A 26,038-nucleotide genomic window follows, 5' to 3' on the forward strand; every position below is an offset into this window, starting at 1 on the left:
AAATGGCGGGGATGGACCGCCCGCAGGAACTGGTGCTGGCATCGGCCTCGCCGCGCCGGCTCGATCTGTTGCGTCAGATCGGGATCGCGCCCGCGCGCGTCGAGCCCGCCGAAATCGACGAAACACCGGAGAAGGGCGAACTGCCCGCGCATTACGCCAAGCGCATCGCCGGGGCCAAGCTCGATGCCGTGGCACCCCGTCATCTGCAAAGCTTCGTCCTCGCTGCGGACACGGTGGTTGCCTGCGGGCGGCGCATTCTCCCGAAGGCCGAGGACCAGAACAGCGTGCGCCGATGTCTCGAGCTGCTGAGCGGCCGGCGCCACCATGTGCTGGGTGCCATCGCCATCGCCGCGCCCGGCGGCAAGCGGGCCCTGCGCCTGGTGGACACTTCGGTCATCTTCAAGCGCCTTTCGGAAGCGGAGATCGCGGCCTATGTTGCCGGCGGTGAAGGCGAGGGCAAGGCCGGCGGCTATGCCGTGCAGGGCCATGCCGCCGCTTTCGTGCGCACGCTCTCCGGCTCCTACAGCAACGTGGTCGGCCTTTCGCTCTACGACACCGCGGCGATGCTGACCGGCCTCGGCTTCAAGTCGCTTCATGGCTGACCAGGTCTTCATCTCGCTCGGTCCCGACCGCGCCGAGCTGTTCCGCTGGTCGCCAGGCTCCTCGGGGGATCGCCTGGTGCAAGCGACCACCGAGCGGGAAGGCGAGGGCGGCCCGGTCGGCGGCGTTCATCTCGGTCGCGTGTTGAAGCTCGACCGGGCGCTGAATGCGGCTTTCGTCGAGATCGGCCTCGATCGCCCCGGTCTGTTGCCGCTGAAGAAGCATGACAGCCTCTCCGAGGGCGATGCGGTCGCCGTGCAGGTCCGCCGCGACGCCCGCGAGGAGAAGGGTGTCCGCCTCGCCCGCTTCAACGCAAAGCCCAACTTGATCGGCGAGAAGAAACCGCCGGCGCAGCTGCTGCCGCCGCCGATGCTCTGGCAGACCGCCTTGCAAGCACTGGTGCCGGAGCGGGTGGATGTCATCCACTGCGACCGGCGCGGCGATGCCGACCGGATCATCGCCGCCGCACCCGAGCTCCGCAAGAAGGTGCAGCATACGCCACGCCGCAGCTGGGAACTGAACGATGCCGCGGCGAACGAAGAGATCGCGACAGCGCTTCAGGAGGAAGTGCCGCTGCCGAGCGGCGGCCATCTGCTGATCGAACCGGTGCGCACCCTGACCGCGATCGACGTCAACAGCGGCGATGCCGGCGGCCGGCGGGGGGAGGGTGGCGGCATGAGCGAGACCGCGCTCGCCGTGAACCTCGCCGCCGCGCGCGAGATTCCGATGCAGCTCGCCTTGCGCAACATCGGCGGCGTCATCGTCATCGACTTCATCGACATCGAGCACCGCGGCAAGCGCGAGCAGATCGTCGAGGCCCTGCGCGAGGCGGTGATCGTCGATCCGGCGATCGACTGGGTCGGCAACATGTCGCGCCTGGGCCTGGTGGAGTTGAAGCGCCGCCGCGGCGGCCCCACCTTGGCGGAGATGTGGTCGAAACGGGATTCCTGATGGCCAGATGCCCGAACTGCGGCAAGCCGACGGTTGTTGAGTTCCGCCCGTTCTGCTCCGCCCGCTGCAAGCAGGTCGATCTGAACCGCTGGTTCAGCGAGAGTTACCGCGTCCCGGTGCAAAGCCAGGACGAGGAAGAGGACGAGGCCGCCCGCCCGGACGGGCCAGAAGAGCCTTAAGGCCTTGGCCCGGGCCGATTTTCCCAGGGGACCTACAAGGCTGGACAAGCCGGTTCATATTCACTAAAAAGCCGCGATCCGCGTCGGGGGACACCAACCCAGGGCCGCAGCCCGAGCCCCGACATTTCCGGACATGCCCGGGTAGCTCAGTTGGTAGAGCACATGACTGAAAATCATGGTGTCGGTGGTTCAACTCCGCCCCCGGGCACCATCTTATCAAGCACTTAGCCCGCGTCGTTCATTCCACTTATAGACACTAGAAGCACCACAGTAAGCGCCAGGGGCCTTCGTCCTCTTGGTGCGGTGCTCGCTTTGGTGCGGAAAGAACGCCGGCCGGCGGGTGGGCTTACGCTAGCGAAACCGCCAATGACTACACTATTGTGTATCGATCCGGGGGCTGGTAGAGTATAAGCCAGTAAACGATGGCACAACCAATTGGACAGACCGCCGGATGTGCAACGAGGATGTCTTCGGCGAAACCTATCTGGAGATCGGAGCGATGGATTCAAAGGTCGAGACCCCCGAACAAAACAGCAATAAACTTCGGCGAGCGCAAGCCGCTGAATTTCTTACCAGAAATGGCTGGCCGATCAGTGAAAGCACGCTGGCGTGCTACGCGGTGAAGGGAACCGGCCCGGCCTACAGGAAATGGTCGCGCATACCGCTGTATTCACCGGAAGATCTTCTCCGCTGGGCTGAAGGTCGGGCGTCGAAGCCTGTTCGCTCGTCTTCGGAGCTGGTCGCGTGATGTTGCTCGGCTTGAGCATGCACCCCCTGCCGCGCCGTTGTCCCCTCCGGCGCGCTGAGGCGGGGAGCGGGTCCCCCTTTCAACCTGCTCCCCGTCTATCCGTTCGGGCGGCGCAATGACAGCGGACACGGCAATGAAGGGGTGGGATTTCTCGGGGGTGAACACCGACTGGGCGCGTGCTTCGCGGCCTAAATCTCATCTCAGAATTGCCAAGGACGGTGATGTGGGCCGGTTCCCTCTCGTTCGCCTTCGAGAGATCCAACCGAACCTTGAGGGGCGGTATCGAGTGAAGGGACTGTTGCAGAGCACCGGTCTCCATAACTTCTGGGGGCCGCCGAAGTGCGGCAAGACATTCTTGGTCCTCGATCTGGTCGCGCATGTTGCCTGCGGGATGCCGTATCGCGGTCTAAGGGTGCGTCAGGGCGCGGTGCTCTACATCGCGGCTGAAGGCGTGGAGGGCTTCAGGGCGCGCGCCTTGGCCTGGTGCCGGGAACATCTAGAAGATGATGCGGACCCTCCGCTCTATGTGCTTGGGATGCGGGTCGACCTGATGGCTGATCACCGGGGGCTTATTGATGCTGCCCGACTAGAGATGGCGGACGAGGTGCCGGCGGTGGTCGTAGTAGACACACTCAACCGGACGTTCACCGGCTCGGAATCCTCCGATGAGGATATGACCGCTTATGTGGCGGCGGCGGATGCGATCCGAGAGGCGTTCGGGTCCGCTGTCATCATCGTGCATCACTGCGGGCATGATGCCAGTCGGCCTCGTGGGCACACGGCCCTGATGGGTGCGGTGGATGTCCAAGTCGCGGTGAAGAAGGACGAGGCCACGAAGATCATCACGGCGGAAGTAGAGTTCGCTAAGGACATGGCGGACGGGCTCGTACTGTCGAGCAAGTTGAAGGTGGTCGACCTGGGCGTTGATGAGGACGGTGACCCGGTGACAACCTGCATCATCGAGGCGACGGAGGAGGCGCCCAAGGCGAAGTCGATCGGTCCGAAGCTCACCCCGCCTTGCCAATTGGCATTTGCGGCCCTGAAACAGGCGATCGGTGAGGCCGGGGCGATCCCGCCCGCCAGCAACCACATCCCGTCGAACATTCCCACGGTGGCGCTGGAGTTCTGGAAGAAAGTCGCGCTGATGAAGGGCGTCAGCGAGGGGTCGGAAGATGCCAACCGGAAAGCCTTCGGCAGGGCGGCAGAGAAGCTTCAGGCCGCCGGGTACATCGGGGTTTGGAATGGGCAAGTCTGGCCTGCGGAGGCGCGGTCATGATGGCGGACAAAACCGGACAAAACCGGACAATGTCCGCTGGAGTCCATGGACACACAGGACCGGACAAAACCGGACACACCCCTAAAAGGGTGTCCGGTTGTCCGTCTGTCCGGCTGGCGATCGGGGATCTGGTCTCAATCTTCGGTGAGCGGTCGGCAATTCGAGAGTTTGACGGTGGTGCGGTTCGGTCTCTCGCTGAGATCGGGGCTTTCTGGGATTGCATGGCGGAGGCCACCAGCCGCGGCTGTGAGTTGGCCGCCGTGCAGTATCTGCAACAGCTTTGCCACCTCGTTCATCAAGACCTGGACGGGAAACTGGCCGATCTGGTGAACATCATGCGGAGGGCAGCATGAGCCGGGGACGCCCCTACATCGCAACAGAGAGCCACCGGGCGGAGCGTGAGTTCCGCGCCGTCCAGGAGCGCGACCGGCTCAAGCTAGAGAACCTGGAACGCAAGATCGAAGCGGCGAAGCAGAAGCGGCTGCTGAAGCTTGGCATGGAGACGCAGCGGCCATGAAGTTCACCCGGACACGTTTCCGCGCAATGCTGGCGGCGCGCGCCCAAGACCTGGAGTTGGGTGGCATGTCGCGCGACCGTGCGGAAAGAGCGGCGCAGCAGGAGATCATCGACAAGGCGCAGAAGCGCATCAACGACACGATCGAACGGTTGCGCTGCGCGGGCTGCGGAGACTTCGGGGTTGTGGCCTCGGGCTTGTGCAGTGTCTGCTACCGGCGCGCTCTCAGGCGCCGGAAACGGATCAAGCTAAAAGACTGCAAAGCTTGCGGTAAGCCGTTTCAGACCACTCGGAAGGACGCTAAAACGTGCTCGGCAACCTGCCGTTCGCGGCTTCGGCGGCTTGGCTTGAATGGCGAAGTGGGCGGAACCGCACAGTTGCCCGCGCAGATGGCCGAAAATGCGCACAGCGAGAGCGTGACGGACTCGGCAAATCCCCTCGACACGATCGAAGCGGCGCGGCGTGAGCTGGCTTTGGCGAACGATCTCCGAAACGCAGCAACTCCGACGCTGCACATTCCGGTGCGCGTGGCGGAGATGGTGTTCGAAGCTGGCGCGGCGGCGGCGGAACGTGAACGGCGTGAACGGCTATGGAATCCGTTCTCTCGGCTTCCTCGGCCGGCGAATGCAATCGTTATATATGAGAGGAAATCATGAAGGCGATCACGGTTGCGGTGTTGATGGTGCTGGTCGGTGCGTGTGCGACGCCAAGCCCGGCGCCGAAGGTGACAGAAGCCAAGAAAGCTTACGCGGATTGCCTGGGCCGCGAACTCCCGAAGTCCGCGAAGTCAGCCCTGAGCGCGGAAGGCGCGGCGGACGCGGCGATCAGGGCCTGCGATGCCGAACACACCGCTTTGTACAAGGCGGTGCAGGCGGCGAACCAGAACGATCAGGAGACGGCCTTAGCAATGGCCGACTACGACACGCGGACCCGCGCTGACGCGGAAGCGTACATCAGTGAATTGAGAAAGGATTAGAGACATGGTTGCACCGAGCAAGTCCTGGGGCGATAAAATCGGCGCCACGGGTGGGAACAGGAGCAAAAAGGGCGATTCAGGCGCCGGCACGAAGGCGCTGACCGATCCCGACATCCTCGGCACGGCGCCCGGATGGAATCAAACCGGCCCTGGTGGTCCGACGATCACCCGGTCCGGCAAGCCGACCCCGGACGGCTCCCCGGGTGGCGGCACCAGTACTACCTGGCAGCAGACCCCCGGCGCGGTTCCGAACTTCCCCGACGCCAACCCGGCGGAGGAATTGGCGAAGGCGGCTGTTATCGGGCCGCTGGGCATGGCCGCCAAAGTCGCCTGGGGCGCCGTGACCGGCGAAGACCCCAGCCCCTTTGACCCTGGCCAGCAACGCGGCTGGCAGCCCGACCGCCACAAGGGGAAGGCCAACATGACCGGCATCGGCGATCCCGGCTCCGCGAGTGGCCTCTCCCCTGGCGAGCGGGCGATTCCAGGGTCGCCATACAGCCGCGATGCCGTCGCGCTGATCGGCGATGACTTGGCCGGCAATCCATACATGCCGCCCAGCGGCGATTTCAGCGACGTGATGATGCAGGACCGCCGCCGGCCGCGTGATGAGCTGACGGCCGAGCAGAAGCGCCGCGCATTGCTGGCGGCGTAAGGAGCAGGGAAATGAACAGGCAAAGTGATGCAGTAATCGACCGCGCCCTGTCGGCTAAGACCCGGCTGGCGCAGTTGCGATCCTCAAAGACCTTCCAGCGGCGATACGCGGAAGGCGACCCGGCGGCGATCGACGCCTTCAATGAATTGGTGAGCCGGTATGCGACCGGCCGCGAGATCGCGGAAGCCGAGATCGCGACTGCGGAAGCGCAACGCTACGGCGTGCCGCTGGCGCCGGACGTAAACCGGCAGTCGGAAGCTTGGCAAGCTCGCCAGCAGGCGGTCGAAGGTCTGATCAACAGCCCCGAGTTCCAAAAAAAGTACAAGGCCGGCGATCCTGATGCACTTCGGCAATGGCGGGAGCTTTCCGAGGGTGCCGCGACAATGCTTGGAGTTGATGCGAGCGAGGCTTCGCCCGCGCCGGCTCCTGCTCCTGAGATCGGCGGGGGTGCAGCATGAGTTTCATCGGCGATGCCTTCTCGGCCCCGAAACAGAAAGTCGAGCCGATTCCCACGCGGGATACCGCAGCGGACGCGCTAGACGCGGAGCGAGAGGCCAAGCGGCGGGCATTGCTCGGCATGGGCGGCCTCGGCTCGACGATGCTGAGCGGCCCCGGTGGCGTTACTCGCGAACTGACCGGAACGAGGAGCCTTAACCAATGAACTCACACGATCTCGCGGCCCGGATCGCCGCGCTGGAAGCCGATCTCGCGGGCGTGGAAGCGGAGCGAGGGCTGTTCGCGCTTCAAGCCGAGTCCGGTGTTGTGAACGGGCCATCCACCATGGCGGGCCTGAACGAGCGCCGGGCGAGTGTCTCCGCTGCGCTGGAGCAGGCGCGGCTGGCGCACAAGGCGCTACTCCGAGAGGAAGAGAAGGAAGCGGTTGCCGCCCGGCAGCGTTCGGCTGAAGCCCGGCGCGTTCGGGAAATGCGTTTCGGTGATGATGCTGTGGCGAAGGTGCGGTCTATTGACTCCCACATCCTGGCTGCGGTCCAGGAGCTGCGAGACCTGGCCGCACTCCATGCCGAGTATCAGGGCGGCGGCTACCCGCTGCCGCAGGCCGTCACAGAGGCGGTGCGGTCTTTCCCTCGGATGGTTCAGGACATGCTGGCCGGAAGCGGAGTCTTCGGCTTCAGCAACTGGCGCCTGCCGGGGCAGACCAGCGTCAACGGCTCGCCGTGGACTGGGGCGCTCCAGAGCGTCTACCCCCCTGCTGAATCATTCGTTCAAACGGAAAGGTAAGCACAAAATGGCAACCAGATTTTTCGGCCTGAACCGCGGTGAGCAGGCGCTCTCCGTGACGAAGGACACCAGCACCACCGGGAAGGCGATCGAGCTCGCGGTCAATGATGCAGTGGGCCTCAAAAAGAGCGAGATCCTGGTCGCGCTCCGCCAGTTCGAACAGGCGATCCTCGACGACCGCGCCACCCCGTTCATCTAGGAGGCGGACATGACTGACCATGAAGCGAAGCGCGCTGAACTCCGGACGCTTCTCGCCGAGACTGAGGCCAAGCTGGCCGCTGCCCGCGATGCCGCGTGCAATGGCGGTTCCTGGTCGGACATACCGACACTTGAGCGAGGCGCAGCCGCGCTGCATGTCCAGCTTAAGACGCTCGGAGATCCGCTCTGATGGTTAAGGCATCGAACGACAACGACGCCGAGGTTGAGGCCAAGGCGCGGGCGATGGCGGCCCGTCTGAAGGAAGATCTGAAGCAGCGCGGGATCTCAGCGGAAGGCCTGGGCGTCTTCGGTGAGGATGAATACCTGCTCGAAGAATCTAGGCTCCAGGTCCTGGCCAGGAAGGCGAAATCGGAAGATGACAACGATTGATATCTGGCAGCGGCAAGTCCTGCCCCGTGGCGACATCGGGGCCGGCACGGCGCGGATTAGTCCGGGCGAGATCATCGGCAACGCTTTGCAGAACTTTGGGCAGCAGGCCCAATCGACGATGCTGGACGTGGCTCGGGCGGAGAGGCTTGGACAGGAGCGCCAGGAGAGGCGCGACCTACAAGCGACCTCAAAGCTGGTGCTGGATTTCACGGCGGCAAATGACGCCCGCATGGTCGAGCTTCAGCAGCAGGCCGCGCCCGGTGGTGAGGGTTTTGTCGACGCGGCTCAAGAGGATTTCAACAAGCGGTCGGCGGAGTTTCTAAAATCGGTCCCGGACTCCGCGCGGCCGTACGCGGAAGAGCAAATGGCGCGCCTATGGGCGCTGACGCAGGGCGATGCGCTGAAATACTCGGCAACGTCGCGGGTGATGTTGGATCGGAAGACAGCGGCGGACATCATTGACCAAGGCGGCGCGGTCCTCGTAACCGATCCCGGAAAGCTTGATTTCGTCCGCGAGAATGTCGTGGCATCCATCAGGGCGCTGAAGCGGTCGCCGCAGGAAGAAGCGGAACTCCTGGCCGATGTTGATTCCGGCCTCGCAGGCGCGGCGCTCGGTGGCATGGTGCAGAAGAACGCGCGGGCGGCGCTCGCTCAAATCGATGCCGGCCGCTGGAACTCCGTTGGCCCTGACAAGCTCCTTGCCATGCGCGGGGCGGCGGAATCAAAGATCCGGCAAGAGGAAGCCATTGCCCGCATGGAGTCGAACATGCGGCAGGCCCAAGCGGAAGGCGATCTCCTCGGCCGCCTTGATCTGGTGATGCCGGCCTTGGCTGAAACAGGCGTTGTTCCGGTCGATAACAAAGGCGTTCCGCTCGTCTCCGGCCCGGAGGAGATCATGGCGCTGATCCCCGGTCGGCGTGGCGAGGCGCTGGCGCGCAAGTTCTCGGCGATGCAGCAGGAAGGCCAGTACCGCCTGGAAATGTCGGACACCAACATTGCCGACGATTACGCCCGGCTCCAGGCGATGGCACCGCAACCGGGGCAACCGTACTCGGCAGAACAGGTGCAGGCTTATCAAAGCTTCGGTTCGGCGGTACAGGCGAAGGCCAAGCTACTGGCGGAAGATCCGGCGGCGGCGGTGATGGGTTCTCCGACGTTGCAACAGGCATGGGCGCTTCGAGACTCCCTCGCGTCTACACCGGGAGTCGATCCGCAGCAGGTGACGAAGGCGACGAGTGCGGCAGTCAATGCCACGGTCCAGGCGCAGATAGATCTAGGGGCTGCGCCTTGGGCAGCAAAGCCGTTGACGAAGGCGCAAGCCGCTGGGTTCGCGGGTTCGCTGCGGACGGCCCGCAACCCCGAAGCGATGAAACAACAGGTCGAGGCCATCGTCGCGCTCGGCCCGCAGGCTGTCGGGCAGGTGGTGGCGGCGGGCGCGCCTTCGGGCTTTGCAGCTATGGCGGCGATCGATGATCCGGTGTTGCTGGACCAGTTCTCCAGGGCAATCTATCGGCCGGTAGCCGAATATGACTCGATCCTCGCGGCAAAGCAGATAACGCGCTCGGACGTGGCGGCGGCCGTTTCCGACGAGCTGGCGCCGCTCTATTCGACCCTGCCGCCGGATTCCGTGGCGCTATATCAGGATGCCTTCACGGACATGGCAATCGATGCCTTGGGACGCGGTGCCGCGAATGAGACTATCGCGGCGCAATCGGTGACGCGGACCCTCATGGGGGGTATGCAAATCGATGGGCACCTTCGGGTGCCGGCCGGTCTCGATCTTGGCGCGGTAAAATCCGGTCTGTCTCTTGCGCTGACCGATCTGGTCGACGGCAAGGCCGGAATCGAAATCCAGGCCCCGCCCGGCATCAACGGGATAGATGCGCTGAAGCGCGCGGCGGTCGAAGGCGGCTTGGAGTGGTTTACCAACGAGACCGGCGACGGTGCCGTATTGGCGACACCGGAAGGCCGCTGGGTCCAGGTGATCACCCGCACCTCGCGGGATAAGGTGACGGTCGGTCGGTATGAAGTGAAATTCGATGATGCGATGCGGAGAGGGCTGTGAACCTTCCCGGCTCCGCTCTCCTCGGTCCCGCTGACTCCTGGCGCGATTACGAGGCCCTGACTTCGGGCTGGGCGCTGGGGACCGCGTTCCAGAACCAACGCGACTTCGGCCCGCTCGGCAGCACCTTCCGAAGCCTGGACCAGCAGCAGGCGGCCGGCGGAACTCCGATCTTCGGCTTCAGCTACTTCATGCCGATTCCCGGCGAGCGTCGCTCGGTCGGCCCGGAAAGCGCGCTGCTCGATCCGGCGGACGCGAACAAGCGATATGGAATCTCCGGCGCCCTGTCCTGGTCGGTGCCGGTGCGGGAAGAAGAAGCCAAGCTGCTGAATGCATGGAAGCAGGAGGAGCTGCGGCAGGCGGACATCCTGGCGCGCTCTTCTCCTGGGGCCGTTCCGGCAACTGCTCGTTTCCTGGCCGGTCTTGCGGGCGGTAACGCGGACCCGCTGGGCTTCGGGTCCAACTTCGTGCCGGTGCTGCAAGAGGCACGCTGGGCGCAGCTTGGCGCTCGGATCGGTTATCGCGGTATGCGCCTGATTCGAGGCGCGGCGGAAGGCGCGGCCGGTACTCTGGTCACTGAGCCTCTGGTCTACGGGCAGGCGGTCCGCCAGCAGGCCGATTACGGCTTCGAGGACTCCGCGCTCAATTTCGCGTTCGGTGTCGCTGGTGGCTCTGGTCTGCATTTCCTCGGCGGCGAGGCTGGCGACCTCCTGAAGCGGTGGCGCTCGGCTCCTATCGAGATCCGGGACGCGGCCATGAACCAGGCGGCGGCGGCGCTGGTGACTGGGACGCCAGTCCGCACGGCTGAAATCCTCGGTACCGTGACGCCACCCGAGACCCTGAAGGCGGCGGCGCTCAAGGTCGGTGATCGGGTATTCACCGGACAGACGCACGCGGACGCCTTTGACGCGGCGATTGCCGCCGGCATCTCGGAAGATGCGCTCGGGTTGGCGAACCGTGATTCCGGCTTTGTCACGTCAACAGGCCGCTATGTGGGGCGCGAAGATGCGCTCTCGATCGCGCAAGAGTCCGGGCAGAAGTACCGGCGGGTCGGCAACAGCGTTACATCGCAAGGCACGACGGCGCCAACGGCCGAAGAGATCCGGGCAGGCAAAGCGCCTGCATCTGAGGCAAAGGCACAGGACGTGATCGCTTTCGTCCAGTCCAAGGGCGGCATCCGCGACACCGAAGGCCACGATCTGCGGAACGCGGTCGGCCAGCGGCAGAATCCGAGATACGGGGCGCTGCTCCGTGAGAAGGGAAACACGATCGATGAAATCGGCGAAATGCTTTGGGAAGGGGGCTATTTTGGTGACCCCAGAACCTCGCCGCGCCCGACCGAAGCGCAAGTGGTCGACCTGCTCCGAGAAGCCTCGGGGCGGAAAATCTACAGCGAATTGGCGAACGTCGAGGCGGGGGTCGATGCTGGTCATGCGCGCGATCTCGCTAACGAAGAACTAGGCCGCGTCGCAGAGGAAACCGGCGTCAGGGTCTCGGACGTGGAAAAGTCGGCCGCTCTCGACCTGATGCTGGGCCGGGGGCTGTCGGCCTCGGATGCGCTGGACCAGGTGCTGGAGCGGACGGCAATCGAGGGCGGGACCTTCGCGACGACGGCGCAACGGGTCGCGGATGTCGAGCGGCGGATTGCGGCCATGGTGGAAGGCAATGCACCGCTTTCCGAAATAGCGCCGCTGATGGACGAGAGGATGGCGCTCCAGGAGGATCTAGCGCGGGAACGGATGCCGGCGGTGGGCGAGACCATCCGGGCGGATCTGCGGGGCGATGCGCCGGGGAGTCTGGACGCCATGGGGCTGGAAGCCTCGCGGGGCGCCGCCCAGGACGCCAAGGACGCCTTGCCGATTGAAGAGGCGGTGGAACAGGCAAGGGCCGCGAGAGTGAATGCTGAAGCCCATTTCAAAGCGGTGTCCGGTGGTGCCGATCTCGATCCGGCGGAGCTGCGGGCGATGAATGCCGAAATCGAGACGCTGGCCGCGAAACGTCAGGCCGCGCTGTCGCTGGCCGGGTGCATGATTCGAGAAGGTGTCTAGATGGCGTATGAAGCTTGCATCCGGGAAATCCAGGGCGCGGCCGGCGGAAAGCTGACCGAAGACGATTTGGCCGACATTTTGGATGAGATCCTGAAGCGGAAGAACCGGCGGGCTCGTCAGAGCATGTCGCAGACCGACTATGTTCTCAAGGTCGCGGAAGAGTACGGCCGCTCCTTGGAAGAAGCCGAAGAGATCCTGAAGCGTAACGCATACCAGAACGCACAGAAACGGATCGCGCGGCGCGGTGTCCAGGCGGCGGCGCCAGACCCGGCGCTCGGGATGGAAGCGGCGTTGGTCGGCGTGAATACGCCGTTCGGCGGTTCACGGGATTCGGTCGAAGCGGTCGAGCGCGCCTTGACGGCGGATTGGCTCGGCGGGTTTCACATCGATGCGAAGCGGGCCGGGCTTCACAAGTACGCGGCATCCGGGATGGATGATCGCGACATTGCCCGCGAGCTGGCAGAGCTAAACAAGACCGATGGGAAACCCGGCATTACCGGCAATAAGCGCGCGGCCTCGCTGGCGGCGATCTTGGACAAGTACCAGTCGGCGGCGATGGCGACCATGAACCGCTCGGGCGCATGGGTTAAGCCGCTCTATGGCCGCGTCAGTCGCACCATGCACGATCCCGACAAGATCCGGGGGCTGGGGCGGTGGGACCTACTGTCGGGCCGGATGCCGGCGGAACCGGAAGCGCGGGCGGCCTGGTCTCAGTTCGTGCTCGATCACGCGGACCTGGACAAGACATTCGGCGGGCGTGATGGCGCATTGAAGGCGCTGCCGACCATGTGGGCGGAGTTCACCGCAGGCCAGCATCTTTCGGGCATCGATCCCGACGAAGTGAAGCCGTTCATCGCCGGAGCTAACCAGGGCCGGCGGGCGTCGTCGTCGCGGACCATCGTCTGGAAGTCCGCCGAAGACTGGGCGGCGTACAATGCGAAGTACGGCGCAGGTTCCACGACGGCGGCCGTCCTGTCGAACCTGAAACGGTCGGCAAAGATCAGCGCCTTGATGCAGAAATTCGGGACCAACCCGCTCAACGCGTTCGAGTCCGATTTGGCGCATTGGAAGCAGGAAACCATCCTCAACGAGCGGAAGCGGCAGGCGCTGACGAAGGCAGAACCGAAGCTCCGCAACCTGCTGGCAATCGTCGACGGCTCGGCCGACATACCCGCCAATGCCGTTTCGGCGGCGCGGGTCTCGGCCTGGATGCGGTGGCAGCGGTGGGCCAAGCTCGGATCGGCGCCGCTCTCGGCAATCAACGATCTGGCGTCGAAGCTCTCGGAGCTGCGGTATCAGGGTGTGCCGTTCCTCGATCGGTATCGCGGCCTGCTGACTGACTATCTCGGCCGGGCCGGGATGGTGACGGAACAGCGCGAAGCGGCGGACCTGCTGCGGGCGGGGGTGGATGGCGAGATCCACAACCTCGTGTCCAGGTACGAAGTCGGCATGGATCGGCCGGGCCTCGGAACGACCATTGATAACGCCTTTTTCAAGTACACGGGCCTGACTCCGATGACCGATAACCAGCGGCTCGGCGCTCAGATGATCATGGCCCGCCACATTGGGCGACTGAAGGGCAAGACGTTCGCGGAAATGCCTCGGGGTCTCCGCGTGGTGCTGGAAGGCGTCGGCATCGGAAACAGCGAATGGGACCTGTTGCGCTCGGCGGAGTGGAAGGAGATCGGCAAGCGCGATTTCTTCGACCCTTCGATAGTTGACCGCATCGACCCGCAGAAGCTGGCGATCTATGCCGGCAGCAGAGGCGTCGAGAATGCCAAGGCAGAACTGCGGCAGAAGGTGCTGACATACATTCACGACCGCGGAATCTACGCTGTTCTTGAGGCGGGTTCGCGGGTCCGCCAGACCCTGCTCGGCGCGTCACGTCCCGGCACTGCTGGGGGCAATGCGCTGCGTCTCCTGTTCCAATTCAAAGCGTTCCCGGCGGCAATGCTGGAAAAGACCTGGGGCCGCGAGATCTACGGCGGCGGGTCCGGTATGGATCGGCTCGCCGGCATCTCCGAGTTGATGATCGCCAGCACCATCTTGGGCTATGTCTCGATGTCGCTCCGTGACGTGCTGTATGGCAAGACGCCGGCAGACCCGCGCGACCCGCAGGTTATCGCCCGCGCGATCGTGGCCGGCGGCGGGCTCTCGATTTACGGTGACTTCATCTTCGGGAGCTGGTCGCGCTACGGTGCGAGTGCCGGCGACTCCCTGCTCGGTCCGACCTTCGGCCAGTTATCGGCCGGAGCGGATCTGGTGTCGGCGCTACGCGGTGGTCAAGACGGCTGGGCCGATGCATTCAAGATCGTGAAGCAGAACATCCCAGGTCAAAATATCTGGCTGACGCGGACGCTGCTGGATCACTTGCTCGTGTTTCCAATTCAGGAAGCGTTGAATCCCGGCTACTTGAAGCGCCTCGAAAAGCGCCAGAAGAACCAGGCGAAGGAGCCGTGGCTGCTGCGGACTCGTCAGAGCTATTGGTTGCCGCCGACCTCGGCGGTGCAGTAGGGCCGGCCGCGCCCGGGGTAGGCCCCTGGGAGCAGACACGGCCGGACACCGACCCGCCCGGGTGATGCGTTAGCCGCCCGGGCGGGGTGGTTCTATCAGGCGAACTCGTAAGCCTTACGGTAGGCTTCGATGAGTCGGTCAAGCTGGGGGATCGTGTCGCGCGCCCGGCGAATGCATTCGTCGGTGGTGTCGCTACAGCCTCCGTTGCCTGTAGAGAGCAAGCGCGGTTCGGCGGTCATCTGTTCGAGGGCCAGAGCCGTGCAGGCGCGTTCGGCGCGGAGATCGGCTAGAATGCGGGCGGGAAATTCGTTGGACATGGCGTAGCTCCTTCTAAGGGCCTGTGGCCGTCATCAGACGGGCACTCAACACCCCGCACCATAGCATGCGCGGGGCATTGGAACAAATCGCCCCGGGCAGAATCACGCGGCCCGGGGCGAGGGCGCTTAGCGGCCGGTCTGGAAAAGCGGCGTCGGCTCTGCGGCGCGGTTGAAGCCTTGGTTTGCGGTGTCGCATTCCATTGGGTCGTCGTCTTCCTCCTCCTCGCTATCGTCCTCTCGATCTCCGTTGTCCTCGCCTGGGTCATCATCTTCCGCGTGGTCGTCCTCCTCGCGGTCGGGGTCTCCTTGCCGGGCGTCCAGGATTGCAACGACGATCTCGGCCAGGGCCTCAAGGGCCTCGGTGTCCAGCTTCTCCAGGACGGTTAGAGATTCCGAGTTGCCGGGCATGTCGTAAACCGGGACGACCCGCTCGGCCTTTCTCCGGCGGCTCATTTTCGGCCCCCGCGCTTGACCGCCGCGGGCTTCCTGAGATCGGGCAGAGCGTCGGACTCGGCCTTCGTCATCGACGTGATCCACAGTAGACACGGCTTCTTCCACCGCGCCGGCCGGCCGAGCCTGAACCAGACCCGGGGCTTGCCGTCCGGGTGGACTGGCATCCGAGGCGGTAGCGGGGACTTGCGGGATGCGGCGCGACGCCGCACCTTTGCGGTAGCCTTCGGCATGTGGTCACTCCTCATGCTGGTGGTCAGGGGTCGGCCGGTGGTGCAAACACTGGTCGGCCCCGCTATGCCGCCTGCCGGGCGGCTCGGTCGTTACCCTGACAGCTTCCGCTCCAGGGTCTTGCTCCAGAGCCTCAGGGCGTCGGCGCGCTCCTCGGCGTACTGAAACTTGTTGTAGATGCGTTTCACCCCGCCCTTGGTCCGGCTGGCGTGGTTGAGGATGCGGTCGGCCACATGCTCGGCGACGCCCAACTCATTCAAGCCGGTGGCGAGGCTGCGGCGGAAGTCGTGCAAGATCCAATCCGGCATCACATCCCGCTTGGCCTTCTCTCTGGCCTCCTGGATGCGCTTGTCGATGCGTTCCTTTGGCTTGCCAAACCCCGATATCGGCGTCTCCCCGGTGGTGCTGAAAACCAGGTCCTGGCCCTGGATTTGCGGGCATTCGGCAAGCACCCGCAGGGCGAGGGGTGTCAGGTGCACGATGTGCTCAAGGCCGTTCTTGGCCCGCTCCTTGGGGATGGTCCATGTGCTGCCGTCAATCTCCGACCAGCCCATCCCGGCGACCTCGTTCCTACGCTGGCCGGTGAGGATCAGAAGCTTGATGAAGGGGCCGAACGGGAACCCTTCCGGGTCGGCCGCCTGCCAAATCTCCTTAAGCTCATCGAGGGTGGGGGACCGGTCCCGGCTTTCTTCGGTCCCGGGCTTCTCCAGGTCCTCGGCCGGGTTGTTCGTCACCTTGCCCCGGCGCCGTGCCCATTTGAACATCGCCTTGAGATAGGTCGCGATCCGGTTTGCCTGGACGGGGAAGTTAACGCCGATGGTGTCGACCAACTCCTGGGCCTCGCCATGGGTGATGGTGTCGGCGGCTCGTTTGGACCAAGCTTTCCCGACGTGCCTATCCAGGGCACGGCGGACCAGTTCGGCCGACTTCTTGTCCTTGGTTTCGAGGTGGTCGGCATACCCGGCAATCAGGGCGGCCACGGTGTTCTTGCGCTGGAGTTCCTTCTGCGCCATCGGGTCGATGCCCTTGGCTACGTCCTGCGCCAGCTTCTCAGCCCGCATACGGGCTGTGCTGGGCGTCCAGGGCTCTCCGTGCTTCCCGATGGTGTAGCGGCGGCTAGGGGCGGCCCGGCCGCTCTGCATGCGATATTGGAAGACGTAGACCTTGCGGCCGGCGGGGGTGATCTTCAGACCGAAACCGGGCGTGTCCTCATCCCAGATGAAGCGGTCTAGCTCGCCGGGTTTCTCCCGGTCGACCAACGTCTTGTTGATGGTCTGATGAGACCTCGGCATCTCGGCCCCTGCGCTTACTGGATCGAATATAGCAAGCGCGAACAATCAAACAAGGTATAAGTTCATACAAGAGAGCATCACCTAAAATGATTGTCGTGTGTGCGTTCTCGCTCGTTAGCGCGGTGAAATCGAATCTCGCCGATCACAGTATGACTCGGCCACTGCTCCTGAAAATCATGGTGTCGGTGGTTCAACTCCGCCCCCGGGCACCACTTCCCTCCTCGCGATCGGGTTGCCGGCGTCAGGCTTCACCCCACGGGCTTCTCGGCCTCGGCCATCTCCGCTTGCCGCTTCAACTGCGCCTGCTCGCGCTCGGCGATGATCGCTTCCACGAATTTGAGGATCAGGTCGGTGAAGGAGTCGTGGTCGAACTTGTCCAGCTCGAAGGAGGCGCCGGCGGGGCGCCCGACGACGCCGCTGTAGACCAGCTGCACGGTTCCGGTCTGCGCCAGGTTGAGCGCCATCGACTTGTGCACGATCGGGGTCCCCGTGGCCACGATGATCGTCATCCGGCCGACCGCGCCGCTGATATTCCCGCTGCCCTCGACGGCCAGCGTGAGGCCACGTGGCGAGAGTGCCGGGTTCAACTCGTTGACGACGTTCTTGACCACCTGGAAGGCGTTCTGCCAGTTCGTGACCATGTCCTCCCGGCGCTGCCGCTCCCGGGCTTCGGCGGCTTCCTTCTCCTCCTTCAGCCGCTGGTCCATCTGGTCGGCCGCCTGCATCCGCCGGACCAGCGACGCCAATCGATCCTTATCCGCATCTTTCATTCCGGGCCCCATTCCGCTTCCAGCTGCTCAGCCCATCTTGCCACAACCGAGCCGGGGCAAGTCGATACCAATCCTGTCGGTCATTTCTGCTTTTGCGGCAGCTCAAGCCCGGCGATCTCGGCATAGAGCCGGGCGACCGAGGCATCGTCGTCGCGCCCCATGCCGGCCGCGGCGGTCATCATGAACATCTGAAAGGCCTGGCCGGCGATCGGGGTCGGGAATTTGTTGTCGCGCGACATGTCCAGCACGATGCCGAGATCCTTGGTGAAGATGTCCACGGCGCTCCTCGGCGTGTAGTCGCCTTCCAGGATATGCGGCACGCGATTCTCGAACATCCAGGAATTGCCGGCTGCCGCCGTGATCACCTCGTAGACCTTGCCGATGTCGAGGCCGAGGCGCTGGGCGAAGGTGACGGCCTCGCAGGCCGCGGCGATGTGCACGCCGGCCAAGAGCTGGTTCACCATCTTGAAGGCGGCGCCGATGCCCGGCTTGTCACCCAGGCGATAAAGCTTCGCCGCCATGGCATCCAGGGCCGGCTGTGCCTGGGCGAAGGCGGCGTCGCTGCCGGAGGCGAGGATGGTCAAGGCACCCTCGGCGGCGCGCTGCGATCCGCCGCTGATCGGCGCATCGAGATAGCGCAGGCCTTGCGCCTCCGTTTCGGCGGCCAGACCTTCGGCGTCCTTGGGGCTCATCGTGGCGCAGGAGACGATGACGGCGCCCTGGGGCAAGGCTTTCGCGGCGCCGTCCGGTCCGAACAGCACCGCCCGCGTCTGCGCCGCGTTGACCACGACGACGACCAGGATGGCGGCGTCGGTCGCGGCTTCCGCCGGGCTCTTGGCGCCGCGGCCATGAGTTGCGAAGCGCTGCACCGCCTCGGCGCTGACATCGGCGCCGGCGACGTCGAAGCCCTTGCGCGCCAGCGACACGGCCATGCCAAAACCCATCGAGCCGAGCCCGATCACCGCCGCTTTCGTCTTGCTCATTTCGTATCCTTCATTGTGATGATGTGCTCAACGCTTCGGCCAGACCCAGCGCTCCGGGGCCTCGGTCTGCTCGGCCAGCGTCTCGCCGAGCTCTTTCCGGAGGCGCACTTCGCGGCAGTCGAAATCGGCCAGGAGGTTGCCGATCAGCGCCTCGGAATGCGTGACCAGGATGATCTGCGAGCGCGAAGCTGCTTCGCCGATCGCCCGGGCCAGCGCCGGGATCAAGTCGACATGCAGGCTGTTCTCGGGCTCGTTCAGCACCATGAGGCCCGGCGGGCGGGGTGAGAACAGCGCGGCCGCGAGCAGCAGGAACCGCAGCGTGCCCTCGGAAAGCTCGGTCGCCTTCAGCGGGCGCAGCAGCCCAGGCTGACGCATCTCGATCTCGAAATAGGTCCCGCTGACGACGACCTCAATCGAATGCCCGGGAAAGGCATGTTCGATCGCCGCATCGAGTGCATCGCCGTCGCCGACTTCGCGGATGGTCTGGATCGCCGCCGCGAGATCGCTGCCGTCGCCGGCCAGAGCCGGTGTCCGCGTGCCGATCTGCGGGCGGCGTGCGGGCGCCTCGACGTCCGTTCGCAGGTGATCGTAGAAGCGCCAGGCGCGCATCCGCTCGCGTACCACCAGTAGCTCCTGCGCTTCGCGTGGGTCGGCGCAGTGGGTCATGATCGAATCGTAAGTGGCGAGACCGGTCTCCGCCTGGGCCCAGGCCCCGGCCTTTTCACGAATGCGCACCGAGGGGCCGTGGCGTTCGGCCAGGACGTTGTTGCGTCCCGGCTGCGCACCGATCCACAGCGTCTCCAGCTTGATTTCGGGGTCCAGGGCGAAGAAGCCGCCGATCGGCAAGCCGAGCTCGATGGCATAGCTGTAATCGTCGCCGGCGAAGCCGAGCTTCAGCGCGACCGGAGTCTTGCGCCGCGTGCCTTCGACCGGGTGCTGGCCTTGCTTCACCGAGCGGGCGAAGGATTCCGGGCCGGCCCAGAGCGTCGAGGGCAATCCGCCTTCGGCCGCCAGCGAGCGGATGATGCCGCCATGGGCGATGTCGTTCATCAGTCGCAGCGCGCGGTAGAAACTCGACTTGCCGCTGCCGTTCGGACCGGTGATGATGGTGAGGCCACCCAGCGCAACCGTCAGGTCGCGCAGCGAGCGATAGCCGGAAACCGCAATCTGGTGGATCATCCCGGAACTCTACCCCCAACCTTCGGCCACCATTTGTGTCAGCGCGCGTTGTCTCGTGGCAAGTCACATCGGAGGAGACCGAGCGAATGTCCAAGGAAAAAGACAAGAAGGCAGAGCCGATCGATCCCGAAGCCCTGGTCGATGAGGCGCTCGAGGAGACCTTCCCGGCGAGCGACCCGATCTCGCCGGGCGTCGGACCCGGCGAGCCGATCCGGGAATCCGGCGACAAGGCCCAGCAACCGAAGTCGAGTGGAAAGAAGTAAGCCTCCATGGTTCACGTCATCGCCATCATCACCGCCCATCCCGGCAAGCGCACGCAGCTGCTGGAGCTGTTCCAAGCCGTCATCCCGACGGTGCGCGAGGAGCAGGGCTGCATCGAATATGGCGTCGCCGTCGACGTGGAGAATGCCGATCCGGCCTTTGGTCCCGACACCTATGTCGTGGTCGAGAAGTGGGAGAGCCTCGCGACCCTGAAGGCCCACAGCGTGGCGCCGCATATGAAGGCCTTCGGCGAAGCCGCCGGCGGGATGATCGCCAAGCGCGCGGTCCACGTGCTCGAGCCGGCCTGACGGGCGCCACTGGCCGGCCGCCACAGGAAGTTCACTATTCCGGTCCGGTGTTGCGGTTCTAGGCTCTGGTCATGCAGTTGAAACCTTCCGAGCTGCGGCCGGTCGCCAGGATCGACCCGCGCTTCCAGTCCTACAATGTCGAGATGGTCGAGGTGACCGGCGGCCGCTTCTGGTCGCCCTACGCGGTCTTCGCCGCGGGCGGCGGGCTCTATCACGAGCGGCCGTCGGTCGATCTCGAAAATCCGAAGCTCCGCCGGCTCGCGGCGGCGCTGGGGCCCGCCTATATGCGGGTCAGCGGCACCTGGGCCAACAGCACGTGGTTCTGCGATTCCGACCCCGTGCCGTCCCAGCCGCCCGACGGATTCGTCGGCGTCCTCAGCCACCAGCAATGGCAGGGCGTGATCGATTTTGCCCGCGCGGTCGATGCCGAGATCACGACCTCGGCCGCGATCAGCGCGGGGACCCGGGACGCGGCCGGCCGCTGGCAACCGGATCAGCTCCGCCGGCTGTTCGCCGCCACCCGCAATGCCGGCGGCCGGATCGCCGGCATCGAGTTCATGAACGAGCCGAGCGCAGGGGCGGGCGCACCGCGGGGCTATGATGCGGCCGCATTCGCGCGCGATCATGCCGTCTTCCGCGACGCGGTACGCAAAGCTTCGCCGGAGACGCTCATCCTCGGCCCGTGCGCGCTCGGCGACAAGATCGACGACCCGAACGAGCCGGGGCTAGCGGCGCGCCGGATTCTGGAACTGGCTGCCGCGGACCACGACGTGCTTTCCTATCACCACTACGGCGCCGCCTCGCGACGCTGCAGCAACGACGGCTGGTGGCCGCAGACCCGGGCGCAGGACGCCCTCGGAGAGGACTGGCTCGGCCGCACCGGGCAGGCGTTCGAGGTCTACCGACAGCTACGCGATCGTTTCCTGCCGGGCAAGCCGATCTGGCTCACCGAGACCGCCGACACGGTCTGCGGCGGCAACCCCTGGGCCTCGACCTTCCTCGACTCCTTTCGCTATCTCGACCAGCTCGGGCGCTTGGCGCGCGGCGGCGTGCAGGTCGTAATGCACAACACGCTGGCCGCCAGCGACTACGGGATGATCGACGAGGCGACGCTGACGCCGCGGCCGAACTACTGGTGCGCGCTGCTCTGGCGCCGCCTGATGGGCGAGACCGTTTTCGACGGCGGCGCGCCGGCGCCGGAACGTCGCCTCTACGTCCACAGCCTGCGTGATCGGCCGAGCGGCAAGGCCGTTCTGGCCCTCAACACCGAGCGCGAGAAGGAGCAGGTGCTGAGGTTGCCGGTGCCCTGCCTGCGCTACACGCTCACCGCCAAGGAGCTGCAGGCCCGATCCTTCTTCCTGAATGGGTCCTTGCTGCAGATTGCATCCGACGGGACGCTGCCGCCGCTGACCGCCGAAACGGTCTCGGCGGGTGCCTTGCATCTGCCGCCGGCATCGGTGACCTTTCTTGAAATCCATGCTGAATAAGGCGGGCATTTGAGACGATGCCAAGGGGCACACACCCGCGGCAACGTTCCAACAATAATTCCTGCCAATGGGGAAAGTCCTTAGGAGCATTTTAGAGTGATTGGCGTATCTCCTGTGACGCGCCCAGCCGCCGCCCGGAGAGTCGGCATTTCGCGACGGGTGGCAAGCGAGCATCGGCGGCCACGAGAGAAGATGAAGCTACAGGCGACCAGAAAAGACGATTGGAGCGAGGCAGGCAGCCGGGAGCCGGCCTCTCGGCTCTCCACCCGTCAGGACTTCCTTCTGAAGATCGTCGGCGGGATCCAGAATCCGGTTTTCGTCAAAGACGAGGACTTCCGCTTCGTCTTCGTCAACCCGGCCTTCTGCCAGTTCATGGGGCGCAGCGAAGCGGAGCTGCTGGGCCATACGGATTTCGACGTAGTCTCCGCCGAACACGCCCGGGTCTTCCGCGACGTCGATACCAAGATCTTCGCAGACGGCCTGCCGCACGAGAACGAGGAAGCGATCGCCAATGCCGGCGGTGCCGAGTTCTGGATTGTGACGCGGAAGTCGATCTTCGAGCTGTCCGGCGCCGGTCGTTTCATCGTCGGCGTCATCACCGACATCACCCACCGCAAGCGCATGGAGCTCGAACTCTGGCAGGCCAAAGTAGAGGCGGAGAACGCCAACCACGCGAAATCGCAGTTCCTGGCCAACATGAGCCATGAGCTCAGGACGCCGCTCAATGCCATCATCGGCTTCTCGGAAATCATCAAGGACGAGCTGTTCGGCAGCATCGAGCAGACGCGCTACCGCGCCTATGCCGAGGACATCCATCGCAGCGGCGGCCATCTGCTGCAGCTGATCAACGACATCCTCGATCTCACCAAGATCGATTCCGGAAAGTACAAGCTGCGCGAGACCGAATGCGACATGCAGCTCGCGGTCTCCGACGTGGTGCGGCTGATGCACGATATCGTGGTCCGCAACGGCATCACGCTCGAGAACAAGAGCGTGCCGCGGCTGCCGCTACTGTTCGCCGACGAGCGGGCGGTGCGCCAGATCATCCTCAACTTCCTCTCCAACGCGGCGAAGTTCACGCCGCGCGGCGGCCGCATCGAGATCGCGGCGCGCCAGGCGCCCGACGGCGGCCTGGAAATCAGCGTCGCCGATACCGGCATCGGCATGGCGCCGGAGGACATCCCGCGCGCCTTGAGCCCGTTCGACCAGCTCGAGGATTCATGGGACCGCCGTTATGAGGGTACCGGCCTCGGCCTGCCACTGACCAATGCGCTGCTGACCTTGCATGAAGGGAAGTTGGAGATCGTCTCGGCGCCCGGCCAGGGCACGACCGTCACTGCCCGATTCCCCGCCCATCGCACACTCGGCTGAAGCTTCAGGGCATTCCCAGGATGAAGCTGCCGGTCGCCGCGATGCAGGCGATCGTCCGGAGGTGGTTCCACCATGTCCATACCCTGAGGTAGTGCGCCCAGACGGTCGCGCCTTCCGCGCTCTCGGGCGTCACCCTGGCGAGTCCGTTATTGAGCGGCACGTTCCAGCGCATCGTGATGCCGATCGAGCCGGCGAGGTAGAGCAGGCTGCCGGCGAGGCGCCAGCTTGATCCGGCATCGCTCCAGGCGATCGCCGCCATGATTGCCAGGATCAGGCTCAGCAGGGCGGTGCCGAAGAACAGCAGAAAGAAGATGGGTTTGAGGATGGTCTCGTTGATCGACTGCATCGCGGCGATGCCGACCGGTGCGGGCCGCTTGGCCAAGGCCTGCATGATGAAGGTGGAAAAGGCGAAGAACAGCCCCGCCATGATACCGCTGCCGAGCGCGGCCAGCAGAGTCAGGATGAACAGCCAGCTGGGTGTCGCCATTCTCGAATCACGATGTGCAGTTTGATCCACATCATGGCCGAGCCTCGGGTCGCGGTCTAGAAACGCTGCAGCGCCGGCCAGATCCCTTAACGCACAGGCCGGTGCGTCGACGAAGCCCCTCCCGACAACGGGAGGGGCCCAGTCGCATCAACCTTCGTACAGAGCTTGCAGCGCGTCCGGCTCGTCGGTCGTTATCTGGTCCACCTTCAAGGCGACCAGACGCCTCAGGCTGCGTGCCGCACCCGGGTGGTCTGTGTTGAGGGTCCAGGCATCCACCGCCTTGCCGGCGGCCCTGAAGGGCGCCACCAGATCGATCCCCAATGCCTCCGCCGCGAGGATGAGGCGGTAATCGAGATAGATCATCTCTGCTTCCGGCGCGGTCGCGAGCGTGCTCTCGACGAAGTCGAGGCAGTCGATGCCGTCGCGCAGATAATCCAGCGTGTCCTCGCAGCAAGGATCGAAGCCGCGACGCATCGCCGGAACCGCGTCGGCCAGGCGCGAGATCGCCTTCCAGTCGAAGCCGCTCAGGATGCAATTTCCGGCAATGCAGGAGACCGTGCGGCGGAAGTTCTCGATGGTCTGGCCGTCGAGCGCGGCGTCGATCTCCTTGAGGTCGAGCTGGATCAGCGCATCCGGCGCCGCGATGCCGCGCGCCAGCTCGGCCAGGTCCTCCAGCAGGATCAAGCCTTCGCCAGTGCTTCCCTCGTTACCGCGCAGAGTGATGCGGCGGAGCTGGTCGAGCGAGGCGGCGGCAACCGGACCGCTGCCGCTGGTCTCGCGGTCCAAGGTTGCGTCATGCAGGCAGACGAAGCTGTGATCGGCGTGCAGGCGCAGGTCCACCTCGAGCGAGGCGCCGGCGGCGAGGCCTTCCAGCAAGCGGCGCGCGGTGAAGGGCCGGTCGCCCAGGCTTCGTTGCAGCCGGTGCCATTTCAGCCGTGTGACATGCTCCTTGCCCGTGATGGCGATGCCGGCGAGAGGGGTTTCGAACGAGCCGGCAAGGCTGGTGTCGGCGTGGAGCAGGGCGGCGCCGATGTCATGCATTTCGTTTCCAACTCTTCCATTTCCTCAGGGGCTTTCGTTAGCACGCGGGGCATGACGGAGATGTGTCGGCGCGATCGGCCGCGCCGGGTCGATGACCGGCAAGTCGGGCTGGCGGCGGCGGCCCGGCCGCGCTAAGCAGGATGGATGCGATGGCTCCCGTTGCTGTGCCTGCTCGCAAGCCTGATGCCGTGCGGGGCGAAAGCCGATCCCGCCGAGGATGTCGCAGGCCGTGCCTGTTCCGCACTGGCATCGCGGGTCGCGGCCGTCGCCGGCGACGATCCCTTGTTCCTGCGCAGCTATGACGCCGGGTCGGGCGATGGGCCCAATCCGGTACCCGCGCTCAACGCCGCCTTCACCTATGACAACGCTCTGGCGGCGATCGCGCTCAGGGCCTGCGGCCAACTCGATGCCGCGCGACGAATCGGCGACGCCCTGCTGGCGGCTTCGGAAGCTGATCGTGGCGGTGCGGCGGGGCGGTTGCGCAATGCCTATCGCCCGGGGGCCGTGCACGAGACGCCGGTGCCGCCGATGGGCTGGTGGAACGCGGACGCGCAGCACTGGGATGAGGATCCCTATCAGGTCGGCTCCGCCACCGGCAATCTTGCCTGGGCTGCGATGGCCTTGCTGACCCTGGCGGATGCGACAGGGGATTCCGATTACACCGATGGCGCGGCGCGCATCGCGCGCTGGGCGGCCGAAGCCAGCGCCGATGATCGCGCACCGGGGGGCTACACCGGCGGTCTCTACGGTTACGACGACCAGGCCCAGCCGCTCGGCTGGAAATCGACCGAGCATAATGTCGATCTCGCGGCGGTATTCGGCTGGCTGGCGCGCCTGCAGCCCGAAGCCGGCTGGGAAGGGAGGGCCCAACATGCGCGGGATTTCGTCGCCGCGCTCTGGGACCCCGCGCTCGGCCGGTTCTGGGTCGGCACCCTGCCGGACGGGGTCAGCATCAACCGCGCGAACAGCGGGCTGGATGCCGAGCTCTGGCCGCTGCTGCTGGCGGACGCGCCGCCGGAATGGCTAGGTGCCCTCGCTTACGCCGAACAGAACCACGCCGCCCGGCCGGGCTTCGACTTCAACGACGACCGCGACGGGGTCTGGTGGGAAGGCACCGCCCAAGCCGCCCTGGTTTACCGGGTGCTGGGCCGGGAGCAACAGGCCGACCGGCTGCTGAAGGCCCTGGCCCGGCGTTTCAGCCCCGGCGGCCTGCTTTGGGCCACCGACGCCGCGCGGATCACCACCGGGCTAGCCCTGTCCCCCAGCAGCACGACCGACGACTTCTATTACTTCCGGCTGCCGCATCTCGGCGCGACCGCCTGGGCGGCGCTGGCGGCCCGGGGCTGGAATCCCTTCACAGGGGCGCCGGTCGGAAGCGGGCCAGTTCCATGAAGATGCAGGGAAAACAAGCGATTACCGCCTGACCCTGCGATTTTTCCCTGGGATTCCACACCGCCGAAGTTCACAGTCCCAAAGCGATGATGTATAGAGGAACGGTCGGCATCGCGCCGGGT

General features: G+C 65.2%; 31 protein-coding genes, 1 tRNA gene and 1 pseudogene. 25 read left to right on the forward strand and 8 right to left on the reverse strand.

The window, feature by feature from the left end:
* Positions 1 to 2 precede the first annotated feature (2 nt).
* The 20 genes from ACYQ4T_RS21275 to ACYQ4T_RS21370 all read left to right on the forward strand — a co-directional run bounded on the left by ACYQ4T_RS21275 (position 3) and on the right by ACYQ4T_RS21370 (position 14,347).
* Entirely contained in the window at positions 3 to 602 is a 600-nt protein-coding gene (locus ACYQ4T_RS21275) for a Maf family protein (protein WP_459858569.1), read from the forward strand.
* Complete coding sequence (locus tag ACYQ4T_RS21280; protein ID WP_459858572.1) at positions 595 to 1,551, forward strand: ribonuclease E/G; 957 nt, start codon at positions 595 to 597, stop codon at positions 1,549 to 1,551. Before ACYQ4T_RS21275 ends, ACYQ4T_RS21280 begins: the two co-directional genes overlap by 8 nt.
* Positions 1,551 to 1,730, forward strand: coding sequence for a DNA gyrase inhibitor YacG (locus ACYQ4T_RS21285; RefSeq protein ID WP_459858574.1), 180 nt, complete (start codon positions 1,551 to 1,553; stop codon positions 1,728 to 1,730). The genes ACYQ4T_RS21280 and ACYQ4T_RS21285 overlap by 1 nt, the downstream gene beginning before the upstream one ends.
* Positions 1,731 to 1,865: 135 nt before the next feature.
* Positions 1,866 to 1,941, forward strand: a tRNA-Phe gene (locus tag ACYQ4T_RS21290).
* 240 nt (positions 1,942 to 2,181) lie between these two features.
* Positions 2,182 to 2,478, forward strand: a complete 297-nt coding sequence (locus ACYQ4T_RS21295) for a helix-turn-helix transcriptional regulator (RefSeq protein WP_459858575.1) — start codon at positions 2,182 to 2,184, stop codon at positions 2,476 to 2,478.
* Positions 2,479 to 2,635: 157 nt separating this feature from the next.
* Positions 2,636 to 3,754: an AAA family ATPase gene (locus ACYQ4T_RS21300; RefSeq protein ID WP_459858576.1), complete on the forward strand. Its 1,119-nt coding sequence runs from the start codon at positions 2,636 to 2,638 to the stop codon at positions 3,752 to 3,754.
* Between the two features lie 221 nt (positions 3,755 to 3,975).
* Positions 3,976 to 4,107: a hypothetical protein gene (locus tag ACYQ4T_RS21305; protein ID WP_459858577.1), complete on the forward strand. Its 132-nt coding sequence runs from the start codon at positions 3,976 to 3,978 to the stop codon at positions 4,105 to 4,107.
* Positions 4,104 to 4,271 carry a hypothetical protein gene (locus ACYQ4T_RS21310; protein WP_459858578.1) on the forward strand — a complete coding sequence of 56 codons (168 nt, stop codon included), beginning with the start codon at positions 4,104 to 4,106 and terminating at the stop codon, positions 4,269 to 4,271. Before ACYQ4T_RS21305 ends, ACYQ4T_RS21310 begins: the two co-directional genes overlap by 4 nt.
* Complete coding sequence (locus ACYQ4T_RS21315; protein WP_459858579.1) at positions 4,268 to 4,924, forward strand: hypothetical protein; 657 nt, start codon at positions 4,268 to 4,270, stop codon at positions 4,922 to 4,924. Before ACYQ4T_RS21310 ends, ACYQ4T_RS21315 begins: the two co-directional genes overlap by 4 nt.
* Positions 4,921 to 5,244, forward strand: a complete 324-nt coding sequence (locus tag ACYQ4T_RS21320; protein ID WP_459858580.1) for a hypothetical protein — start codon at positions 4,921 to 4,923, stop codon at positions 5,242 to 5,244. Before ACYQ4T_RS21315 ends, ACYQ4T_RS21320 begins: the two co-directional genes overlap by 4 nt.
* 4 nt (positions 5,245 to 5,248) lie before the next feature.
* A complete protein-coding gene (locus ACYQ4T_RS21325; RefSeq protein ID WP_459858581.1) occupies positions 5,249 to 5,896 on the forward strand; it encodes a hypothetical protein in 648 nt (215 codons plus the stop codon).
* 11 nt (positions 5,897 to 5,907) lie between these two features.
* Entirely contained in the window at positions 5,908 to 6,354 is a 447-nt protein-coding gene (locus ACYQ4T_RS21330; protein ID WP_459858583.1) for a hypothetical protein, read from the forward strand.
* On the forward strand, positions 6,351 to 6,557 hold the full coding sequence (locus ACYQ4T_RS21335; protein WP_459858584.1) for a hypothetical protein: 207 nt from the start codon (positions 6,351 to 6,353) through the stop codon (positions 6,555 to 6,557). Before ACYQ4T_RS21330 ends, ACYQ4T_RS21335 begins: the two co-directional genes overlap by 4 nt.
* Positions 6,554 to 7,135 carry a hypothetical protein gene (locus ACYQ4T_RS21340; RefSeq protein WP_459858586.1) on the forward strand — a complete coding sequence of 194 codons (582 nt, stop codon included), beginning with the start codon at positions 6,554 to 6,556 and terminating at the stop codon, positions 7,133 to 7,135. Before ACYQ4T_RS21335 ends, ACYQ4T_RS21340 begins: the two co-directional genes overlap by 4 nt.
* A 7-nt stretch (positions 7,136 to 7,142) precedes the next feature.
* Entirely contained in the window at positions 7,143 to 7,334 is a 192-nt protein-coding gene (locus tag ACYQ4T_RS21345) for a hypothetical protein (protein WP_459858587.1), read from the forward strand.
* Between the two features lie 9 nt (positions 7,335 to 7,343).
* Positions 7,344 to 7,523 carry a hypothetical protein gene (locus tag ACYQ4T_RS21350; RefSeq protein WP_459858588.1) on the forward strand — a complete coding sequence of 60 codons (180 nt, stop codon included), beginning with the start codon at positions 7,344 to 7,346 and terminating at the stop codon, positions 7,521 to 7,523.
* Complete coding sequence (locus tag ACYQ4T_RS21355; RefSeq protein WP_459858589.1) at positions 7,523 to 7,723, forward strand: hypothetical protein; 201 nt, start codon at positions 7,523 to 7,525, stop codon at positions 7,721 to 7,723. The genes ACYQ4T_RS21350 and ACYQ4T_RS21355 overlap by 1 nt, the downstream gene beginning before the upstream one ends.
* On the forward strand, positions 7,710 to 9,788 hold the full coding sequence (locus tag ACYQ4T_RS21360) for a hypothetical protein (protein WP_459858590.1): 2,079 nt from the start codon (positions 7,710 to 7,712) through the stop codon (positions 9,786 to 9,788). Before ACYQ4T_RS21355 ends, ACYQ4T_RS21360 begins: the two co-directional genes overlap by 14 nt.
* Positions 9,785 to 11,833 (forward strand): hypothetical protein, encoded by a 2,049-nt coding sequence (locus tag ACYQ4T_RS21365; protein ID WP_459858591.1) that lies wholly within the window; start codon positions 9,785 to 9,787, stop codon positions 11,831 to 11,833. The genes ACYQ4T_RS21360 and ACYQ4T_RS21365 overlap by 4 nt, the downstream gene beginning before the upstream one ends.
* On the forward strand, positions 11,834 to 14,347 hold the full coding sequence (locus tag ACYQ4T_RS21370; RefSeq protein WP_459858592.1) for a hypothetical protein: 2,514 nt from the start codon (positions 11,834 to 11,836) through the stop codon (positions 14,345 to 14,347). It begins immediately after the preceding gene.
* A gap of 95 nt (positions 14,348 to 14,442) precedes the next feature.
* On the opposite strand, the gene ACYQ4T_RS21375 is transcribed toward ACYQ4T_RS21370, so the two are convergent.
* The 6 genes and pseudogenes from ACYQ4T_RS21375 to ACYQ4T_RS21400 all read right to left on the reverse strand — a co-directional run bounded on the left by ACYQ4T_RS21375 (position 14,443) and on the right by ACYQ4T_RS21400 (position 19,569).
* The gene (locus ACYQ4T_RS21375; protein WP_459858593.1) at positions 14,443 to 14,664 is read right to left on the reverse strand and encodes a hypothetical protein; all 222 of its coding nucleotides are present in this window, start codon (positions 14,662 to 14,664) and stop codon (positions 14,443 to 14,445) included.
* A gap of 126 nt (positions 14,665 to 14,790) precedes the next feature.
* A complete protein-coding gene (locus ACYQ4T_RS21380) occupies positions 14,791 to 15,117 on the reverse strand; it encodes a hypothetical protein (protein WP_459858594.1) in 327 nt (108 codons plus the stop codon).
* A 320-nt stretch (positions 15,118 to 15,437) separates the two neighbouring features.
* Positions 15,438 to 16,637 carry a tyrosine-type recombinase/integrase gene (locus ACYQ4T_RS21385; RefSeq protein ID WP_459858595.1) on the reverse strand — a complete coding sequence of 400 codons (1,200 nt, stop codon included), beginning with the start codon at positions 16,635 to 16,637 and terminating at the stop codon, positions 15,438 to 15,440.
* 248 nt (positions 16,638 to 16,885) lie between these two features.
* Positions 16,886 to 17,407, reverse strand: coding sequence for a hypothetical protein (locus tag ACYQ4T_RS21390; protein ID WP_459858596.1), 522 nt, complete (start codon positions 17,405 to 17,407; stop codon positions 16,886 to 16,888).
* 80 nt (positions 17,408 to 17,487) lie between these two features.
* Positions 17,488 to 18,399: pseudogene (gene ltnD, locus ACYQ4T_RS21395) on the reverse strand (L-threonate dehydrogenase); the annotation flags it as partial.
* Positions 18,400 to 18,417: 18 nt separating this feature from the next.
* Positions 18,418 to 19,569, reverse strand: a complete 1,152-nt coding sequence (locus ACYQ4T_RS21400; protein ID WP_459858598.1) for an AAA family ATPase — start codon at positions 19,567 to 19,569, stop codon at positions 18,418 to 18,420.
* Positions 19,570 to 19,655: 86 nt separating this feature from the next.
* Here ACYQ4T_RS21400 and ACYQ4T_RS21405 point away from each other — a divergent pair, with 86 nt between their 5' ends.
* From ACYQ4T_RS21405 to ACYQ4T_RS21420, 4 genes are all read left to right on the forward strand, one after another.
* Positions 19,656 to 19,832, forward strand: a complete 177-nt coding sequence (locus ACYQ4T_RS21405) for a hypothetical protein (RefSeq protein ID WP_459858599.1) — start codon at positions 19,656 to 19,658, stop codon at positions 19,830 to 19,832.
* 6 nt (positions 19,833 to 19,838) lie between these two features.
* Positions 19,839 to 20,138, forward strand: coding sequence for a putative quinol monooxygenase (locus ACYQ4T_RS21410; protein WP_459858600.1), 300 nt, complete (start codon positions 19,839 to 19,841; stop codon positions 20,136 to 20,138).
* 71 nt (positions 20,139 to 20,209) lie between these two features.
* On the forward strand, positions 20,210 to 21,625 hold the full coding sequence (locus ACYQ4T_RS21415; RefSeq protein ID WP_459858601.1) for a hypothetical protein: 1,416 nt from the start codon (positions 20,210 to 20,212) through the stop codon (positions 21,623 to 21,625).
* Positions 21,626 to 21,817: 192 nt separating this feature from the next.
* A complete protein-coding gene (locus tag ACYQ4T_RS21420; RefSeq protein WP_459858603.1) occupies positions 21,818 to 22,996 on the forward strand; it encodes a PAS domain-containing sensor histidine kinase in 1,179 nt (392 codons plus the stop codon).
* A 4-nt stretch (positions 22,997 to 23,000) separates the two neighbouring features.
* Here ACYQ4T_RS21420 and ACYQ4T_RS21425 read toward each other — a convergent pair whose 3' ends face one another.
* Together ACYQ4T_RS21425 and ACYQ4T_RS21430 are read right to left on the reverse strand one after the other, a co-directional pair.
* Positions 23,001 to 23,483 carry an anthrone oxygenase family protein gene (locus ACYQ4T_RS21425; RefSeq protein ID WP_459858604.1) on the reverse strand — a complete coding sequence of 161 codons (483 nt, stop codon included), beginning with the start codon at positions 23,481 to 23,483 and terminating at the stop codon, positions 23,001 to 23,003.
* Positions 23,484 to 23,630: 147 nt separating this feature from the next.
* Positions 23,631 to 24,524: a glycerophosphodiester phosphodiesterase gene (locus tag ACYQ4T_RS21430; protein WP_459858605.1), complete on the reverse strand. Its 894-nt coding sequence runs from the start codon at positions 24,522 to 24,524 to the stop codon at positions 23,631 to 23,633.
* A 144-nt stretch (positions 24,525 to 24,668) separates the two neighbouring features.
* On the opposite strand from ACYQ4T_RS21430, the gene ACYQ4T_RS21435 reads away from it, so the two are divergent.
* Positions 24,669 to 25,916, forward strand: a complete 1,248-nt coding sequence (locus tag ACYQ4T_RS21435; protein WP_459858607.1) for a hypothetical protein — start codon at positions 24,669 to 24,671, stop codon at positions 25,914 to 25,916.
* Positions 25,917 to 26,038 lie beyond the last annotated feature (122 nt).

The sequence above is a fragment of the Dongia sp. agr-C8 genome (genome assembly GCF_054658695.1).